The sequence below is a fragment of the Pseudomonas sp. CCC3.1 genome, from assembly GCF_034347405.1.
Taxonomy (GTDB): Bacteria; Pseudomonadota; Gammaproteobacteria; order Pseudomonadales; family Pseudomonadaceae; genus Aquipseudomonas.
The window spans coordinates 5,457,068-5,472,542 of record NZ_CP133778.1 but is presented as its reverse complement, the minus strand read 5'-3'; the positions used below and the strand labels follow the sequence as shown (position 1 = coordinate 5,472,542).

Below are 15,475 nucleotides of genomic sequence, written 5' to 3'. Positions count from 1 at the left end.
TACGGCTCGATTCTACGGGGGGGTCGTATGCTAGCATAAGCGCCCCGCTAAACACCCATTCCTGCGACGTGAAGCGTTCTCAGGATGACCATGAATTGTTCGAGAGTTCTGTTGATGACCCATCCTGCCGTGATTGATGAGCTGAAGACCCTGGTTGAGCCTGGCAAGGTTTTGACCGACGCCGACTCCCTTAATGCTTACGGCAAGGACTGGACCAAGCACTTCGCCCCTGCCCCGATTGCCATTGTGTTCCCGAAAACCACTGAACAAGTGCAAGCCATCGTGCTGTGGGCCAACGCCCACAAGGTCGCGCTGGTGCCATCGGGTGGCCGTACCGGCCTGTCGGCGGCGGCCGTGGCGGCGAATGGCGAAGTGGTGGTGTCATTCGATTACATGAACCAGGTGCTGGACATCAACCTCACGGACCGCACGGCGGTCTGCCAGCCGGGCGTGGTCACTGAGCACCTGCAAAATCTGGCCGAAGAAAACGGTCTGTACTACCCGGTGGACTTCGCCTCGGCAGGGTCTAGCCAGATTGGCGGCAACATCGGTACCAACGCTGGCGGGATCAAGGTGATTCGCTATGGCATGACCCGCAACTGGGTCGCGGGCATGAAAGTCGTGACCGGCAAGGGCGATGTGCTGGAACTGAACAAAGACCTGATCAAAAACGCTACCGGCTATGACATGCGCCAGCTGTTTATCGGCGCCGAAGGCACGTTGGGTTTTGTGGTGGAAGCGACCATGCGCCTGGATCGCGCGCCGAAAAACCTGACGGCGATGGTGCTGGGCACGGCTGACTTCGACTCGATCATGCCGGTGCTGCACGCGTTCCAGAACAAGCTTGATCTGACGGCGTTTGAGTTCTTCTCCGACAAGGCGCTGGCTAAAGTCATGGGCCGTGGCGACGTACCTTCTCCGTTTGAGACCGACTGCCCGTTCTACGCGCTGCTGGAATTTGAAGCGACCACGGAAGAAGTGGCCACTGCCGCGCTGGAAACCTTCGAGCACTGCGTGGAACAAGGCTGGGTGCTGGACGGCGTGATGAGCCAGAGCGAAACCCAGCTGCAAAACCTGTGGAAACTGCGCGAATACATCTCCGAGACCATCTCGCACTGGACGCCGTACAAAAACGACATCTCGGTCACCGTGTCGAAAGTACCGGCTTTCTTGAAAGAAATTGACGCGATTGTCGGCGAATACTACCCGGACTTCGAAATCGTCTGGTTCGGCCACATTGGCGACGGCAACCTGCACTTGAACATCCTCAAGCCGGACGCCCTGAGCAAGGACGAGTTCTTCGCCAAGTGCGCGACGGTCAACAAGTGGGTATTTGAAACCGTTCAGAAGTACAACGGCTCGATCTCTGCCGAGCATGGCGTGGGCATGACCAAGCGCGATTACTTGACCTACAGCCGCTCGCCGGTTGAGATCGAATACATGAAAGCGCTCAAGGCCGTGTTCGACCCCAACGGCATCATGAACCCCGGCAAGATTTTTGCGGTTTAACTAACCCCCAAAACCTGTAGGAGCGAGCTTGCCTCGCGAGCTTTTAACGATCAACAGATCGCGAGGCAAGCTCGCTCCTACACAGTCAGCAACCCCCAGCGGAGTCGATTCATGAGCTATCAGCACCAATATGTCGACGGTACCCGGATTCACTTTCCTATGGGCAAAGTGGTGTGCATCGGCCGTAACTACGCCGAGCACGCAAAAGAGCTGGATAACCCGATCCCGACTGAACCGTTACTGTTTATCAAGCCAGGCAGTTGCGTGGTCGCAGCCGAAGGCGGGTTTGCGATTCCAACCGAGCGCGGCTCGGTGCATTACGAAGCAGAAATCTCGGTGCTGCTCGGAAAACCGCTGTCGAACAACCCGACCCGTGAAGAAGTGCTGGACGCGATCTCCGGTTTCGCCCCGGGCCTGGACCTGACCCTGCGCGATAAGCAATCCGAGCTCAAGAGCAAGGGCCTGCCGTGGGAAATCGCCAAATCGTTCGACGGCGCCTGCGTGCTGGCTCCGTTTGTGCCGAGCTGCACCTTCACTGATCTGACCGACATCGGCATTCGCCTGACCATCAACGGCGAAGTACGTCAGGACGGCAACAGCGCCCTGATGCTCAACCCGATTGTGCCGATGATTCAGCACATGGCTGCGTGCTTCTCGCTGCAAGCGGGCGACGTGATCATGACCGGCACCCCGGTCGGTGTTGGCCCGCTGAACGTGGGCGACGAGCTGGTGCTGGAACTGACAGACGTGAGCCGCTTCCAAAGCAGCGTGCGCTAATCCATAAAACCGCGCCGACCTTATCGCGGGCAAGCCCGCTCCCACAGGTTGATCTGACCTTGTGGGAGCGGGCTTGCCCGCGATGGGATCACCGCCGGGCAATCAACCCGGACGCCAACCCCGCTAAACCGTTATTCTGTCTTGGATTTTTCCTACGCAGAATGTGAACCACCGAATGCCAAACTGGAACCACTACGTACAGCGCATCCTTGAGTTGATGAAGCGCTATCCAGGGCTGATCGCGCTGTTCGGCTTTTGCTCGGGGGTGGGCAGTTTTATTCTGGTGGACCGCCAACAAGGCATGGCCCGCTGGATCGCCGTGATCCTGCTGGTGAGCTGGGTCTGGTTGATGCTCGAAAACACCCTGACCCAATGGTTCGCCCGGGTGTTCAAACGCGAAATCCCCCCGCCTCTGCTGCGTTATGCAACGCAGATGATCCATCAAGAAAGCCTGTTTTTCGTCCTGCCCTTCTTCTTTGTCACCACCACCTGGAACAGCGGCCAATTGGTGTTTACTGGCCTGCTCGGTGCCGCCGCGCTGGTGACCATCACTGACCCGCTGTATTACAAATGGCTGGCCCCACGCCGCTGGCTGTACTTGGGCATGCACACGTTGGCCTTGTTTGCGGCGCTGCTGACTGCGCTGCCGATCATCCTCAACCTGACCACCGCCGAGAGCTACAAACTGGCGCTGGGCGCCGCTGTGCTGCTTTCCATCCCCAGCATGGCGGTCAGCCTGCCGCTCAAAACCTGGCGCGGCTGGCTGATACTGCCACTGATCGTCCTCGCGTTGGGCGGCACGGGCTGGCTGCTGCGCTCGTGGGTGCCGCCCGCGACGCTGTGGATGACCGAAGTGGCAGTAACGACTCAGTTGCAAGGCCGCACACCAGGCGAGAGCATCGAGCAGATCAGCGTCAATCAACTGCGCAGCAATGGCCTTTATGCCTACACCTCTATCAATGCCCCGCGCGGCCTGAACGAACGGATTTACCACGTCTGGAAACTCAACGGCCAAGCCGTTGATCGTATTGCCCTGGATATTCGCGGCGGGCGCAAGGAAGGCTACCGGGCCTGGACCCACAAGCTGAACTTCCCGCCCAACTCGGTCGGACGCTGGCAAGTGCAGGTTTTGACCGAGGACGGGCAAATGATTGGTGTGCTGCGCTTCGACGTTACCGACACAGATCAATCCCCCGCGACCGATGTGCAGGCAAACTGAAACACTTTTACAAGAGTGTGCTATTACATAAGGTCTGCGTTTAAGCGTACTGAGCATGGAGCCTACGACTATCACTGCCATGGCGGGCGATGCCCAACTAGACACGTCAAGCAATCCGGCGCGGCTGAAAATCAGTGGCCAATGGACGCTGGTCAACTATGCCCGGCTAAAATTGCTGACCGAACAGCTCGCGGGCAAGTACGACGCTGGCACCCTGATTGACCTCGATGACGTCTCTCGGCTCGACACCGCGGGTGCGTCGCTGCTGGTCGAACTGCTGGGCGCCGAACGCGTCGCCCAACTGGCCGACTCCGCAACCAAACTCCCCGCCGCTGATCGCGCCTTGCTGCAAACCGTTTATTCCTCCATGCGCGACTTCTGTGTGCCGGTTAAAGCTGTCGAAGTGAACCTCGGCATCCAATTGCTGAGTCGCATCGGCTGCTCGGTCAATAAGTTATGGCAAGACACGCTGCAACTGCTGGGGTTTATCGGGGTGATCCTGCAAACCCTGGCCCGCAATCTCTTTCGTCCCAAGCAATGGCGCATCACCCCGGTGGTGGCACAAATCGAGCAAATCGGCCTTAACGCCGCGCCCATTGTGGCGCTGCTGACCTTCATGGTGGGCGCCGTGGTGGCGTTTTTGGGGGCCACGGTGCTGGCCAACTTTGGCGCGGGCATTTACACCGTCGACCTGGTGGCGTTTTCATTTCTGCGTGAGTTTGGCGTGTTGCTCACTGCCATCCTGATGGCGGGCCGTACGGCCAGTTCCTTTACCGCCCAGATCGGCTCAATGAAGGCCAACGAAGAAATCGATGCGATCCGCACACTGGGCCTCGATCCGATGGATTTGCTGGTATTGCCACGGGTGCTGGCGCTGTTGATCGCCCTGCCGCTGCTGACCTTTGTCGCCATGATGGCCGGCATTCTCGGCGGCGCGGTGGTGTGCGTTGTATCAATCGGCATCTCCCCGGACATGTTTATTTCGATGCTGCACTCCGACATCGGGGTCAAAAATTTTCTGGTAGGCATGGCCAAAGCCCCCTTCTTTGCCTTTCTGATCGCAGCTGTCGGCTGCCTTGAGGGCTTTAAAGTCAGCGGCAGCGCTGAGTCGGTGGGCGCACACACCACCTCCAGCGTGGTGCAGTCGATCTTTATCGTGATCCTCCTCGACGCCGTGGCCGCGTTGTTCTTTATGGAGATGGGCTGGTGAGTACTCCTACAAAGGCGCCCCGCGAGGCGGTAATCGAAGTACGCGGCCTGTGTAATCGCTTCGGCAGCCAAAGCGTGCACGAGAACCTCGACCTGGATGTGTACAAAGGTGAAATTCTCGGCGTGGTCGGCGGTTCTGGCACGGGTAAATCGGTGCTGTTGCGCAGCATTGTTGGCCTGCGTCGGCCCAGTGAAGGCGAAGTGCGGGTGTTCGGCAAAGACTTGCTCAGCCTGCATGAAGCCGAGCGTTCGCTGATTGAACGGCGCTTTGGCGTGCTGTTTCAACAAGGCGCACTGTTTTCCTCGCTGACGGTGACAGAGAACATCGCCCTGCCCTTGATCGAGCACGCCGGGCTAAGCCGCCCCGACGCCGAGCACCTGGCGTGCGTCAAGCTGGCATTGGCCGGGCTGCCGCTGTCGGCTGCCGACAAGTACCCCTCGGCGCTGTCTGGCGGGATGATCAAGCGCGCCGCACTGGCCCGTGCACTGGCGCTGGACCCGGATATTCTGTTTCTTGACGAACCCACTGCCGGGCTCGACCCGATTGGCGCGGCGGCGTTCGACCAACTGATTCTGACCCTGCGTGATGCGTTGGGTTTGAGCGTGTTTCTGGTCACCCATGACCTCGACACGCTGTACACCATCACTGATCGGGTGGCGGTGTTATCGCAAAAACGGGTGTTGGTGGCAGCGCCTATCACCGAAGTCGAAGATTTCGACGACCCGTGGATTCATGAGTATTTCCATGGCCCCCGTGGCCGCGCCGCGTATGAAGCGGCAACCCAGTGTAAGGAGCAATAACATGGAAACCCGTGCCCATCATGTATTGATCGGCCTGCTCAGCGTGTTGGTCGTCGTCGGGGCCATGCTGTTTGGCCTGTGGCTGGCCAAATCGAGCATGGACAACACGTTCAAGGACTACGAAGTGGTGTTCAACGAGGCGGTCAGTGGCTTGTCCAAAGGCAGCTCGGTGCAATACAACGGGATCAAGGTCGGTGACGTGATCGAATTGCGTCTGGACGACAAAGACCCGCGTCGCGTGCTGGCGCGTATTCGCCTGGCGGCGGGCACTCCGGTCAAGGTCGACACCAAGGCCAAGCTCGCGCTGACCGGCGTGACGGGCACCTCGATCATCCAGCTCAGTGGCGGCGACCCGAGCAGCCCGATGCTCACGGGTAAAGACGGCAAGCTGCCGGTCATTGTGGCCGCACCCTCCCCGATTGCCCGACTGCTGACCGATGGCAACGACATGCTGGCCAACATCAACGTATTGCTGCACAACGCCAATCAGCTGTTCTCTCCTGAGAACGTCGACCGTGTGAGCAAAACCCTGGATAACCTTGAGCAAACCACCACGGCGATTTCCAGCCAGCGCGGGGACATTGCCCAAACCCTCAAGCAGCTGTCACAGGTGGGCAAACAAGCCTCCACAACGCTTGAGCAAACCACTGCGCTGATGCGTAACGCCAACGGCTTGCTCAATGACCAGGGCAAGCAAATGTTCACCAGCGCCGAGCAAGCCATGAAGTCGCTGGAGCACAGCACCGCGACCATCAACACGTTGATCAACAACAACCAGGACTCGCTCAACAGCGGGCTGCAAGGCCTTAATCAGCTAGGCCCTGCGGTCAATGAGCTGCGCGAAACCCTCGGCACGCTGCGGGGCATTTCGCGGCGTCTGGAAGCCAACCCGAGCGGTTACTTGCTGGGCCGCGAGCAGAACAAGGAATTCACGCCATGACCCTTACTTTTCGCCTGGCAGGCTCCCTCCTCCTGGCCGCCAGCCTGAGCCTGATCAGCGCTTGCTCGATTTTGCCCAAGCCTGAGGTCGTTGATGTGTATCGGTTGCCTGACGCACAAACGCCGATTGCTGCCAGCCAAGGCGCGCCAGTCACGTGGTCACTGCGTCTGGACAAGCCGATGGCCAGCAACGCGCTCAACAGCCAGAACATTGCCGTGATACCCGAGGGCAACCTGGTCAGTAACTACAAGGGTGCGCGCTGGAGCGACCCGGCCCCGGCGCTGCTGCGCAATCGATTGCTGGATGCCTTCTTGCAAGACGGTCGAATCAAAGCCTTGAGCACCGACGACAGCAACTTGCAGTCCGATTACGAGTTAGGCGGCGAGCTGTTGGCGTTCCAGACCCATTACAACGGCAAAAGCCCGGAAGTTATCGTGCAATACAACGCCCGACTGGTGCGTTCCAGCGACCAACGGATCATTGGCTCCAAGCGCTTCGAAGTGCGCCAGCCGCTGACGAATCCATTGGTCCCGGGGGTTGTGGCGGGGTTTGGACAAGCGACTGACACCCTGATGCCGCAAGTGGTGCAGTGGGTGTTGCAGCAAGGGCAGACACAACGCTAAAAGCGCCCTTATCCTCAGGGTGTACCTGAAACCGGTAGGAGCGAGCTTGCCTCGCGATCTTTTGATCGGTTAAAAGATCGCGAGGCAAGCTCGCTCCTACAGGGTCCGTGTTTGCTTAAATAGCCCTCAGAATCCATGGTTGGGCGTGTTAACCGAAGAACCAGTAACAAACGCCAATCGCCGCCACCACGCCTGCAAACTCCGCCAGCAAGGCGCAGCCCACGGCATGCCGGGCGCGCTGGATGCCCACCGCACCGAAGTACACCGCCAGCACGTAGAACGTGGTTTCCGTACTGCCCTGCACAGTCGCCGCGACCAGCGCCGGGAAGCTGTCGACGCCTTGGTTCTGCATGGTTTCAATCAGCAACGCCCGCGCCGCACTGCCCGAGAACGGCTTGACCATCGCGGTCGGCAGCGCATCCACAAAACGCGTGTCCCAGCCCAGCCACTCGACCACATGACGAATGCCGTCCAGGCCAAAGTCCAGCGCGCCCGAAGCCCGAAGCACGCCTACCGCACAGAGCATCGCCACCAAGTACGGCAGCAGGTTCTTGGCCACGTCGAAGCCTTCTTTGGCTCCTTCGACGAACGCTTCGTAGACTTTGACCTTGCGCAGCGCTCCAATCACCAAAAACAGCATGATCAGCCCGAATAGCGTCAAGTTGCCGAGGATTGACGACAAGCTGGCCAGCGCCGTGGCCGACAAGGTTGCCAGCAACGCCATAAACCCGCCCAGCACCAACGCACCCGGTATCAGATAGGCCAACACCACCGGGTCCCACAGCCGCAGACGCTGCATAAAGGCCACCGACAGCAGCCCCACCAGAGTCGAGGCACTGGTCGCCAGCAAGATCGGCAGGAACACCAGCGTCGGATCGGCCGCCCCTTGCTGGGCGCGATACATAAAGATGGTCACGGGCAACAGGGTCAACGAGGAGGCGTTGAGCACCAGAAACAGGATTTGCGCATTGCTCGCGCTGGTAGGGCTGGGGTTCAACTCTTGCAGGGCACGCATGGCCTTGAGGCCAATCGGCGTGGCGGCATTGTCGAGACCCAGGCCGTTGGCGGCGAAGTTCAGGGTAATAAAGCCGAGTGCCGGGTGACCCGGCGGCACTTCCGGCATCAAACGCTTGAACAGCGGCCCCAGCGCCTTGCCCAGCCAGTCGACAATGCCGGCTTTCTCGGCAATGCGCAGAAACCCCAGCCACAAGGTCAGGGTGCCGAACAGCAAAACCATCACTTCGACCGACAGCTTGGCCATGGCGAAAATGCTTTCAACGATCGCCGCGAAGATCCCGGCATTGCCACCCACCAGCCACTGAGCGAGGGCCGACACGGCTGCGACAACGAAAAAGCTGAGCCATAGGCCGTTAAGCATCAGAAAACTCCCGGAATAGACGGCGAATGATAACGGCCAGACCCCAGAAACAACAAACCCCGGACAAGTCCGGGGTCTGGGGAGTGAAGTGCCAAGCGTAGGTGATTAACCTTTGGCCACTTCCTTGTTGCGCCAGTGCGGCAGCGAGTTCCAGTAGCGCTCGCCTTTGGCCTGGTCGTACATGCCTTCCCAGCGCGAGATAACCAGCACCGCCAACGCGTTACCAATCACGTTCAGCGCGGTACGTGCCATGTCCATCACTCGGTCAACACCTGCGATGAAGGCCAGGCCTTCCAGCGGGATACCCACGCTGCCCAAGGTGGCCAGCAACACCACGAAGGACACGCCCGGTACGCCGGCGATGCCTTTGGAGGTGACCATCAGGGTCAGCACCAGCAGCAGTTGCTGGCTGATCGAGAGGTCAATGCCGTACAGCTGGGCAATAAAGATGGCCGCGATGCTTTGGTACAGGGTCGAACCATCAAGGTTGAACGAGTAACCGGTTGGCACCACAAAGCTGCAAATCGCTTTCGGGCAGCCGTAGGCTTCCATCTTCTCGATCACGCGCGGCAGCACGGTTTCGGAGCTGGCGGTGGAGTAAGCCAGCACCAACTCATCTTTGAAGATGCGCATCAGCTTGATCACCGAGAAGCCGAACAGCTTGGCGATCAGGCCCAGTACCGCGAAGGCGAAGAAGAGGATGGCCGCGTAAACCAGAATCACCAGCTTGGCCAGTGGCACCAGCGAGGCAAAACCGAAGTTGGCAACCGTCACTGCGATCAGCGCAAACACACCGATTGGCGCGTAGTTCATGATCATGTGAGTGACTTTGAACATCGCCTCGGACACGCCCTGGAAGGTTTTCACCAACGGGTCGCGCAGTTCGGCATTCAGGCTCGACAAGCCGAGACCGAAGAGTACCGAGAAGAAGATGATCGGCAGCATCTCACCGCGAGCCATGGCCGCGAAGATGTTGGACGGAATCAGGTTGAGGATGGTTTCGATGAACGCATGCTCATGCTGCACTTCAGCGGCCGTGGCTTGATATTTGGAAATATCAACCGTGCCCAGCGTGCTCATGTCGATCCCGGCGCCCGGGTGGAACACGTTGGCCAGTACCAGACCGACCAAAATCGCGATGGTGGTGACCACCTCGAAGTAAATGATTGTTTTAAAACCGATGCGACCGAGTTTCTTCGCATCCCCCACGCCTGCAATCCCGACAACCAGTGATGAAATCACGATTGGGATTACGATCATCTTGATCAGACGGATAAAGATATCGCCAGCAGGTTGCAGAACGTTACTGATCCACCAGGCCTTTTCAGCACTGAAATGGTTGAGCAGTGCGCCGATTGCAATCCCGAGGACCAGACCGATTAGGATCTGCCAGGCGAGGCTGAGTTTTGCCTTCTTCATGTCATTACCCTTACTTCAAGTGGACTCGGGCACACGCTCGGACTAGAGCACTTAAAAGCGCAAAAGCCAGAACCTGTGCCCCCGTAGAAGGTCGCCCAAATCGAGCCCAAGAGGCTCTTTGGCAGGCGAAAAAAGGCGCAACTATTCCCATGCATGGCGTAACCGTCTAATGCCGTAAACGCCTACCCTATGCCGAATCGGCATGCGTTTTGTCGGACAAGACATCAAAAACCAAGGGGGATGCAGTGACAGAATAGACGACATAACCGCCGTAGACCGGCTGTTTCAAGGTCTTTTTGAGGCAGAAGAGAAATTAAAAACAGCGTTGATATTTAAGAAATATCCCACAACACAAATCGAAAATTGCGAAGCAATCATTTTGCTAGCAGTCGATATACGGTCGACGTTTCAGAGGGTCGTTCAGCCACATACTTTTGAAAAAAATGAACATTAATAAGGCATTACCGACGAAAGGAGGTTATGCACTGAACAGACAATTGATCATTTTGTAGCCGCTGCCGCAGGCTGCGAAGCGGCTACAGGTTTGAGTCCCCTTCAACCTCGACCGCGACGACCAAAGATAAAGGACACAATGAACATCACCAGGAACACGACAAAGAGGATCTTGGCGATGCCGGTGGCGGTGCCTGCGATACCACCGAAGCCCAGAACCGCAGCGATGATGGCGATAATCAGGAAAGTAACTGCCCAGCTCAACATGGTGAATCTCCTTATTACTGTGTGAAAGGGTGAAGCCGTTTTTCTACTCAAGGCCCGGCAAGGGCCTCAACGTTGTGAACACTTAAAACACCCAACGTTCCGGCGCAGGTTGCGAGTGTGCAATTTGCGTGTCTTCAGCAGCAGTCAGGTCATAGCGGCCCGTCGTTTGGCTTGAGCTCTGCAGGCTGGAGCGAATCGCGCCGAAGTGCTGCTGTTGCGTGACAACATGCTGAACGGGCGTTGCTACCGGTTGCTGCATCTGTTCCCAACGCCCCCATTGCTGACCACCAATCAGCGTGACCACGAGCGCAAGGCTGGCGAACAGGCCTTGCTGCACATTCAGAGATGAAAAACGCATGCTGGCGAAACCTTGACGATTCATGCTCAAACTCCTGCCACTGGGTGGTCGTTTTTGTGAGGGCTGCCGCGAGCCCAGCTGGGCTATGCGACTTCAATACAGGAGATATTGCAGGCTGCATGCCAGCTTTAATATTTAGATAAATTCGTTATAAATCAAATAGTTATAACTAATCTAAAAACGCTTGAACACGCAGATTGCACGATACGCCCGAGCGTCACCGTGCGTTCTGCACGATCGATCAGGGCGCTGTAGAGTCGGTGGGTGAAACATCAGGCACAAAGGTTCACGTTGAGAATTAACAAGCGCGACGCGACTTCGGGAAATCGCCATTAAATTCATTAAAATCAGTTATTTACGAAAATACCGATGAAGCATTCCTACTCGCTTCGGAATCATTCGTGAATAATCATGCAACTTGCCCGATTATTGCGACACTAACCAAGACACTCATTAAGGAGCGCCTGATATGGAATCAGCCAAAGATCAACAGGGCCGCATTCTGCTGGTCGACGATGAGTCCGCGATCTTGCGCACTTTCCGGTATTGCCTCGAAGACGAGGGCTATACCGTTGCTACGGCCAACAGTGCGGCTCAGGCCGATGCCTTGCTGCAACGCCAAGTCTTCGACTTGTGCTTTCTGGACCTGCGCCTGGGCGAGGACAATGGCCTGGATGTGTTGGCCCAGATGCGTATTCAAGCGCCCTGGATGCGGGTCGTTATCGTGACCGCACACTCCGCCGTCGACACCGCGGTGGATGCTATTCAAGCGGGCGCAGCTGACTATCTGGTCAAACCGTGCAGCCCGGACCAACTGCGTCTGGCGACCGCCAAGCAACTGGAAGTGCGCCAACTGTCGGCCCGACTCGAGGCCCTCGAAGGCGAAGTGCGCAAACCCAAGGACGGGCTCGACTCGCATAGCCCAGCGATGATGGCGGTGCTGGAAACCGCTCGCCAGGTGGCAGGCACTGACGCCAACATCCTTATTCTCGGCGAATCGGGTACGGGTAAAGGCGAGCTGTCACAAGCGATTCATGGCTGGAGCAAACGGGCCAAAAAGTCCTGCGTGACTATTAACTGCCCCTCGTTGACCGCAGAGCTGATGGAAAGCGAGCTGTTCGGCCACACCCGTGGCGCGTTTACCGGTGCCAGTGAAAGCACCTTGGGCCGGGTCAGCCAGGCCGACGGCGGAACGCTGTTTCTGGATGAGATCGGCGACTTCCCGCTGGCCTTGCAGCCTAAGCTGCTGCGCTTTATTCAGGACAAAGCCTACGAGCGCGTCGGTGACCCGGTGACACGCCGCGCCGATGTCCGGATCCTGGCCGCCACCAACCTTAATCTTGAAGACATGGTGCGCGACGGGCGTTTTCGCGAGGACTTGCTCTACCGCCTGAATGTCATCACCTTGCACTTGCCGCCGTTGCGCGAGCGTAGCGAAGACATCCTGACCCTGGCGGACCGCTTTCTGGCCCGCTTTGTTAAAGAGTACGCGCGCCCTGCCCGCGGCTTCAGTCAGGAGGCGCGTCTGGCGCTGTCCAACTACCGATGGCCGGGCAACATTCGTGAGCTGCGTAACGTGGTTGAGCGCGCGAGCATCATTTGTCCGCAAGAAGTGGTCGAAGTCAGCCACTTGGGCATGGCTGAGCAAGCCGTCCCCAACGCCCCGCGCATTGGTGCCGCACTGAGCCTCGACCAGTTGGAAAAAGCCCATATCGGCGCGGTTCTGGCCACCAGCGAGACCTTGGATCAAGCAGCAAAAACCCTGGGCATTGATGCCTCGACCCTCTATCGCAAGCGCAAGCAGTACAACCTGTGAGCCCTCTGCGATGAAACTGGCTATCAAGCTGCGCACCCGGTTGTTCCTCAGCATTTCCGCATTGATCACGGTGGCGCTGCTCGGGCTGTTGCTCGGCGTTGTCAGCGTGATGCAGATGGCCAAAACCCAGGAAGCGCTGATCCGCAACAACTTCATCACCCTCGATCTGGGCCTGAAGCTGCGCCAGACCCTGGGCGACCAACTGATCCTGATGCTGCGCAACCATCCCGAGCCCGCAGCACTGGAAAAGTCGGCGCAGGAGTACTTCAAGCTGCTTGACGAAGGCATCGAGCACGAACACAAAAACGATCTGCAAAATGGATTTGCCCAGGCGCGCACGGACTACGAGCAGTTTTTACAAGCGTTCAAGCAGGCCCACGCCAATTCGCTCGACCTGGCCAGCGACAAAGAACTCACTACCCGCTTCAACCAACTGCGCAATGGCCTGATCAGCGAGCACCGTCAGGCGCTGGACGACATCTATACCGCGCAGGCCGCCGCCCGCGATCGCGCAATCATCATCGCTTCGCTGCTGGGGCTGGTAGGGCTGGCGGTGCTGATTATCGGCTTTATTACTGCCCACGGAATTTCCCGACGCTTTGGTGCGCCGATCGAAGCGCTGGCCAAGGCCGCCGACAACATCGGCAAAGGCAATTTTGAGGTGGTGCTGCCACTGTCTTCCGCCACCGAGATGAACTTGCTGACACGCCGCTTCGGGATCATGGCCGAGGCGTTGCGCCAGCATCAGGCAACCAATGTCGACGAACTGCTGGTCGGCCAGCAACGACTACAGGCGGTGCTCGACAGCATTGATGACGGTTTGCTGATGATCGATCAGCAAGGCCGCCTTGAGCACTTGAACCCCGTCGCTCAGCGGCAATTGGGCTGGGACGAAGGACGCCTCGGCCAGCCGTTGGGGCAGGCGTTGGCACGCCCTGAGCTAGACCAGCTATTGCTCACAGTGCTGCGCGGCGGCAACCTTGATCGCGCCCCCGAAGACTTGAGCGTCGACATTCAAGGCGAAACCCGCCTGCTGACGTACAGCCTGACCCCCGTGAGCCAGCCCAAAGGCCCGATTTTGGGCGCCGTGATGGTGCTGCATGACGTGACCGAGCAGCGGGCCTTTGAGCGCGTGCGCAGCGAATTTGTGTTGCGCGCCTCCCATGAGCTGCGGACCCCGGTCACCGGTATGCACATGGCGTTCGGCTTATTTCTGGAGCGTGCGCGCTTTGACCCGCAATCACGCGAAACCGACTTGCTGAACACCGTCAACGAAGAAATGCAGCGGCTGATGCAGTTGATCAATGACCTGCTGAATTTCTCGCGTTATCAGAACGGCATGCAAAAGCTGACGCTGGCCCCGTGCGATCTTGAGCACATGCTTGAACAGGCCCGCGCGCGTTTTGCAGAGCGCGCTGCCGCCAAAAATATAGAGTTGCTGATCGACCTGCAGCCGCCGCTGCCGAGCCTGAATGCCGATCAGGCCCAGTTGGAACGCGTGCTGGATAACCTGCTGGGCAATGCGTTGCGCCATACCGCGAGTGGCGGGCTGATCCGCCTGCAAGCTCGACGTCATGGTGAACGGATCATTATCAGCATCGAAGACAATGGCGAAGGCATTGCCTACGGCCAGCAGGGCCGCATTTTCGAGCCCTTCGTACAAGTGGGCCGTAAAAAGGGCGGCGCCGGCCTCGGGCTGGCGCTGTGCAAAGAGATCGTGCAATTGCATGGCGGGCGCATCGGCGTGTATTCACGTCCAGGGCAAGGCACGCAGTTCTATATGGCGTTGCCATTGTAAGGACTGTTTTGTAGCCGTTGCCGAAGGTTGCGAAGGGGCTCGCAGCGACCCTGCCCGAAGGTCCTTCGGCCCTTATCGCAGCCTTCGGCAGCGACTACAGGAGCTGCGCAGTCCAAATGGCTCTACTTCTGCGCATTAAGCACTTTCAATATGGCCGCGCTTTCAGCATCAGGCGTGCCGTCGAAACGCGATGGCCGGAAGTGCATCTGAAACGCCGCCAGGACATGGCGCGTGGCAATGTCGAGTTCGCCAGTTTGTGGCGTCTCGTAACCCAGCAACGCTAGCTGCTGCTGGAACCAGGTGATGCTCGGCAGGTCGTTGGCAAACTGCGCCTGCTCATGTGCGACGGCCTGGGCGTTGGGCCAGGTACCGAAGCCTGCTTCAGCCAAGCGTTTCCAGGGGAACAACGGGCCGGGATCAAGCTTGCGCAACGGCGCAATGTCGCTATGGCCGATGATGTTGTGCGGGTCGATCTTGTAGCGCGTCGAAATATCTTTCAGCAGCGCGATCACTGACTGGACCTGGCCTTCGGTGTAGGGATACCAGACACGCCCGGTCGGGGTATCACGGAAGCCCGGGTTAACGATTTCGATGCCAATTGAGCTTGAATTGAGCCAGGTACGGCCTTTCCATTGGCTTTCGCCGGCGTGCCACGCACGCTGGTTTTCATCGACCAGCTTGTAGATTGTCGGCGGTGTATCGCCGATCAGGTAATGACTGCTTACAGGTCCGCTCGTCAATAACTGCAGCGAGCGCTCAAGCGAAGTTGATGTGTAATGAAGCACCACAAACTGCACGCGGCTGTCATGGTTGACCGAAGGATGGCTGGTGTCCATCCGCAAACCGTTGGCACAACCAGCCAGCAGTGCAAGAGACAAAACAAGAAGAGGAAATTTCATGGGCAGCGG

At 58.3% G+C, this 15,475-nt stretch carries 14 protein-coding genes; 9 read left to right on the top strand and 5 right to left on the bottom strand.

Annotated features, from left to right (window positions below; all coding sequences use genetic code 11):
• The first annotated feature begins 114 nt into the window (after positions 1-114).
• The 7 genes from RHM56_RS24010 (at position 115) to RHM56_RS23980 (ending at position 7,078) form a co-directional block, all read left to right on the top strand.
• Complete coding sequence (locus tag RHM56_RS24010) at positions 115-1,509, top strand: FAD-binding oxidoreductase (protein WP_322236715.1); 1,395 nt, start codon at positions 115-117, stop codon at positions 1,507-1,509.
• A gap of 111 nt (positions 1,510-1,620) precedes the next feature.
• Positions 1,621-2,286 carry a fumarylacetoacetate hydrolase family protein gene (locus RHM56_RS24005; RefSeq protein WP_322236713.1) on the top strand — a complete coding sequence of 222 codons (666 nt, stop codon included), beginning with the start codon at positions 1,621-1,623 and terminating at the stop codon, positions 2,284-2,286.
• A 175-nt stretch (positions 2,287-2,461) separates the two neighbouring features.
• Complete coding sequence (locus RHM56_RS24000; protein ID WP_322236711.1) at positions 2,462-3,505, top strand: DUF5924 family protein; 1,044 nt, start codon at positions 2,462-2,464, stop codon at positions 3,503-3,505.
• A 79-nt stretch (positions 3,506-3,584) separates the two neighbouring features.
• Positions 3,585-4,715, top strand: coding sequence for an ABC transporter permease (locus RHM56_RS23995; RefSeq protein ID WP_322241854.1), 1,131 nt, complete (start codon positions 3,585-3,587; stop codon positions 4,713-4,715).
• Positions 4,712-5,515: an ABC transporter ATP-binding protein gene (locus RHM56_RS23990; RefSeq protein ID WP_322236709.1), complete on the top strand. Its 804-nt coding sequence runs from the start codon at positions 4,712-4,714 to the stop codon at positions 5,513-5,515. The genes RHM56_RS23995 and RHM56_RS23990 overlap by 4 nt, the downstream gene beginning before the upstream one ends.
• A gap of 1 nt (position 5,516) precedes the next feature.
• Positions 5,517-6,455 carry an MlaD family protein gene (locus RHM56_RS23985; RefSeq protein WP_322236707.1) on the top strand — a complete coding sequence of 313 codons (939 nt, stop codon included), beginning with the start codon at positions 5,517-5,519 and terminating at the stop codon, positions 6,453-6,455.
• Positions 6,452-7,078 carry an ABC-type transport auxiliary lipoprotein family protein gene (locus RHM56_RS23980; protein ID WP_322236705.1) on the top strand — a complete coding sequence of 209 codons (627 nt, stop codon included), beginning with the start codon at positions 6,452-6,454 and terminating at the stop codon, positions 7,076-7,078. Before RHM56_RS23985 ends, RHM56_RS23980 begins: the two co-directional genes overlap by 4 nt.
• A 148-nt stretch (positions 7,079-7,226) precedes the next feature.
• Here the strand turns inward: RHM56_RS23980 and RHM56_RS23975 are convergent, their stop codons facing one another.
• From RHM56_RS23975 to RHM56_RS23960, 4 genes are all read right to left on the bottom strand, one after another.
• The gene (locus RHM56_RS23975) at positions 7,227-8,456 is read right to left on the bottom strand and encodes a nucleoside recognition domain-containing protein (protein WP_322236703.1); all 1,230 of its coding nucleotides are present in this window, start codon (positions 8,454-8,456) and stop codon (positions 7,227-7,229) included.
• Positions 8,457-8,561: 105 nt separating this feature from the next.
• Complete coding sequence (gltP, locus tag RHM56_RS23970) at positions 8,562-9,875, bottom strand: glutamate/aspartate:proton symporter GltP (RefSeq protein ID WP_322236701.1); 1,314 nt, start codon at positions 9,873-9,875, stop codon at positions 8,562-8,564.
• A gap of 555 nt (positions 9,876-10,430) precedes the next feature.
• The gene (locus RHM56_RS23965) at positions 10,431-10,595 is read right to left on the bottom strand and encodes a DUF1328 domain-containing protein (protein ID WP_019409262.1); all 165 of its coding nucleotides are present in this window, start codon (positions 10,593-10,595) and stop codon (positions 10,431-10,433) included.
• 82 nt (positions 10,596-10,677) lie between these two features.
• Complete coding sequence (locus RHM56_RS23960; RefSeq protein WP_322236699.1) at positions 10,678-10,977, bottom strand: hypothetical protein; 300 nt, start codon at positions 10,975-10,977, stop codon at positions 10,678-10,680.
• 445 nt (positions 10,978-11,422) lie between these two features.
• Between RHM56_RS23960 and algB the strand changes: the two genes are divergently transcribed.
• Together algB and RHM56_RS23950 are read left to right on the top strand one after the other, a co-directional pair.
• The gene (gene algB, locus RHM56_RS23955) at positions 11,423-12,769 is read left to right on the top strand and encodes a sigma-54-dependent response regulator transcription factor AlgB (RefSeq protein WP_322236697.1); all 1,347 of its coding nucleotides are present in this window, start codon (positions 11,423-11,425) and stop codon (positions 12,767-12,769) included.
• A 10-nt stretch (positions 12,770-12,779) separates the two neighbouring features.
• Positions 12,780-14,567 (top strand): KinB sensor domain-containing domain, encoded by a 1,788-nt coding sequence (locus RHM56_RS23950; RefSeq protein WP_322236695.1) that lies wholly within the window; start codon positions 12,780-12,782, stop codon positions 14,565-14,567.
• Positions 14,568-14,689: 122 nt separating this feature from the next.
• On the opposite strand, the gene RHM56_RS23945 is transcribed toward RHM56_RS23950, so the two are convergent.
• On the bottom strand, positions 14,690-15,466 hold the full coding sequence (locus RHM56_RS23945) for an N-acetylmuramoyl-L-alanine amidase (RefSeq protein WP_322236693.1): 777 nt from the start codon (positions 15,464-15,466) through the stop codon (positions 14,690-14,692).
• Between the last annotated feature and the right edge of the window lie 9 nt (positions 15,467-15,475).

What these genes read in the sequence shown, in the direction of transcription:
- RHM56_RS24010 (WP_322236715.1), top strand. Translation starts at nt 115, where the DNA reads ATGACCCATCCTGCCGTGATTGATGAGCTGAAGACCCTGGTTGAGCCT.
- RHM56_RS24005 (WP_322236713.1), top strand. Translation starts at nt 1,621, where the DNA reads ATGAGCTATCAGCACCAATATGTCGACGGTACCCGGATTCACTTTCCT.
- RHM56_RS24000 (WP_322236711.1), top strand. Translation starts at nt 2,462, where the DNA reads ATGCCAAACTGGAACCACTACGTACAGCGCATCCTTGAGTTGATGAAG.
- RHM56_RS23995 (WP_322241854.1), top strand. Translation starts at nt 3,585, where the DNA reads ATGGCGGGCGATGCCCAACTAGACACGTCAAGCAATCCGGCGCGGCTG.
- RHM56_RS23985 (WP_322236707.1), top strand. Translation starts at nt 5,517, where the DNA reads ATGGAAACCCGTGCCCATCATGTATTGATCGGCCTGCTCAGCGTGTTG.
- RHM56_RS23980 (WP_322236705.1), top strand. Translation starts at nt 6,452, where the DNA reads ATGACCCTTACTTTTCGCCTGGCAGGCTCCCTCCTCCTGGCCGCCAGC.
- RHM56_RS23975 (WP_322236703.1), bottom strand. Translation starts at nt 8,456, where the DNA reads ATGCTTAACGGCCTATGGCTCAGCTTTTTCGTTGTCGCAGCCGTGTCG.
- gltP (WP_322236701.1), bottom strand. Translation starts at nt 9,875, where the DNA reads ATGAAGAAGGCAAAACTCAGCCTCGCCTGGCAGATCCTAATCGGTCTG.
- RHM56_RS23965 (WP_019409262.1), bottom strand. Translation starts at nt 10,595, where the DNA reads ATGTTGAGCTGGGCAGTTACTTTCCTGATTATCGCCATCATCGCTGCG.
- RHM56_RS23960 (WP_322236699.1), bottom strand. Translation starts at nt 10,977, where the DNA reads ATGAATCGTCAAGGTTTCGCCAGCATGCGTTTTTCATCTCTGAATGTG.
- algB (WP_322236697.1), top strand. Translation starts at nt 11,423, where the DNA reads ATGGAATCAGCCAAAGATCAACAGGGCCGCATTCTGCTGGTCGACGAT.
- RHM56_RS23950 (WP_322236695.1), top strand. Translation starts at nt 12,780, where the DNA reads ATGAAACTGGCTATCAAGCTGCGCACCCGGTTGTTCCTCAGCATTTCC.
- RHM56_RS23945 (WP_322236693.1), bottom strand. Translation starts at nt 15,466, where the DNA reads ATGAAATTTCCTCTTCTTGTTTTGTCTCTTGCACTGCTGGCTGGTTGT.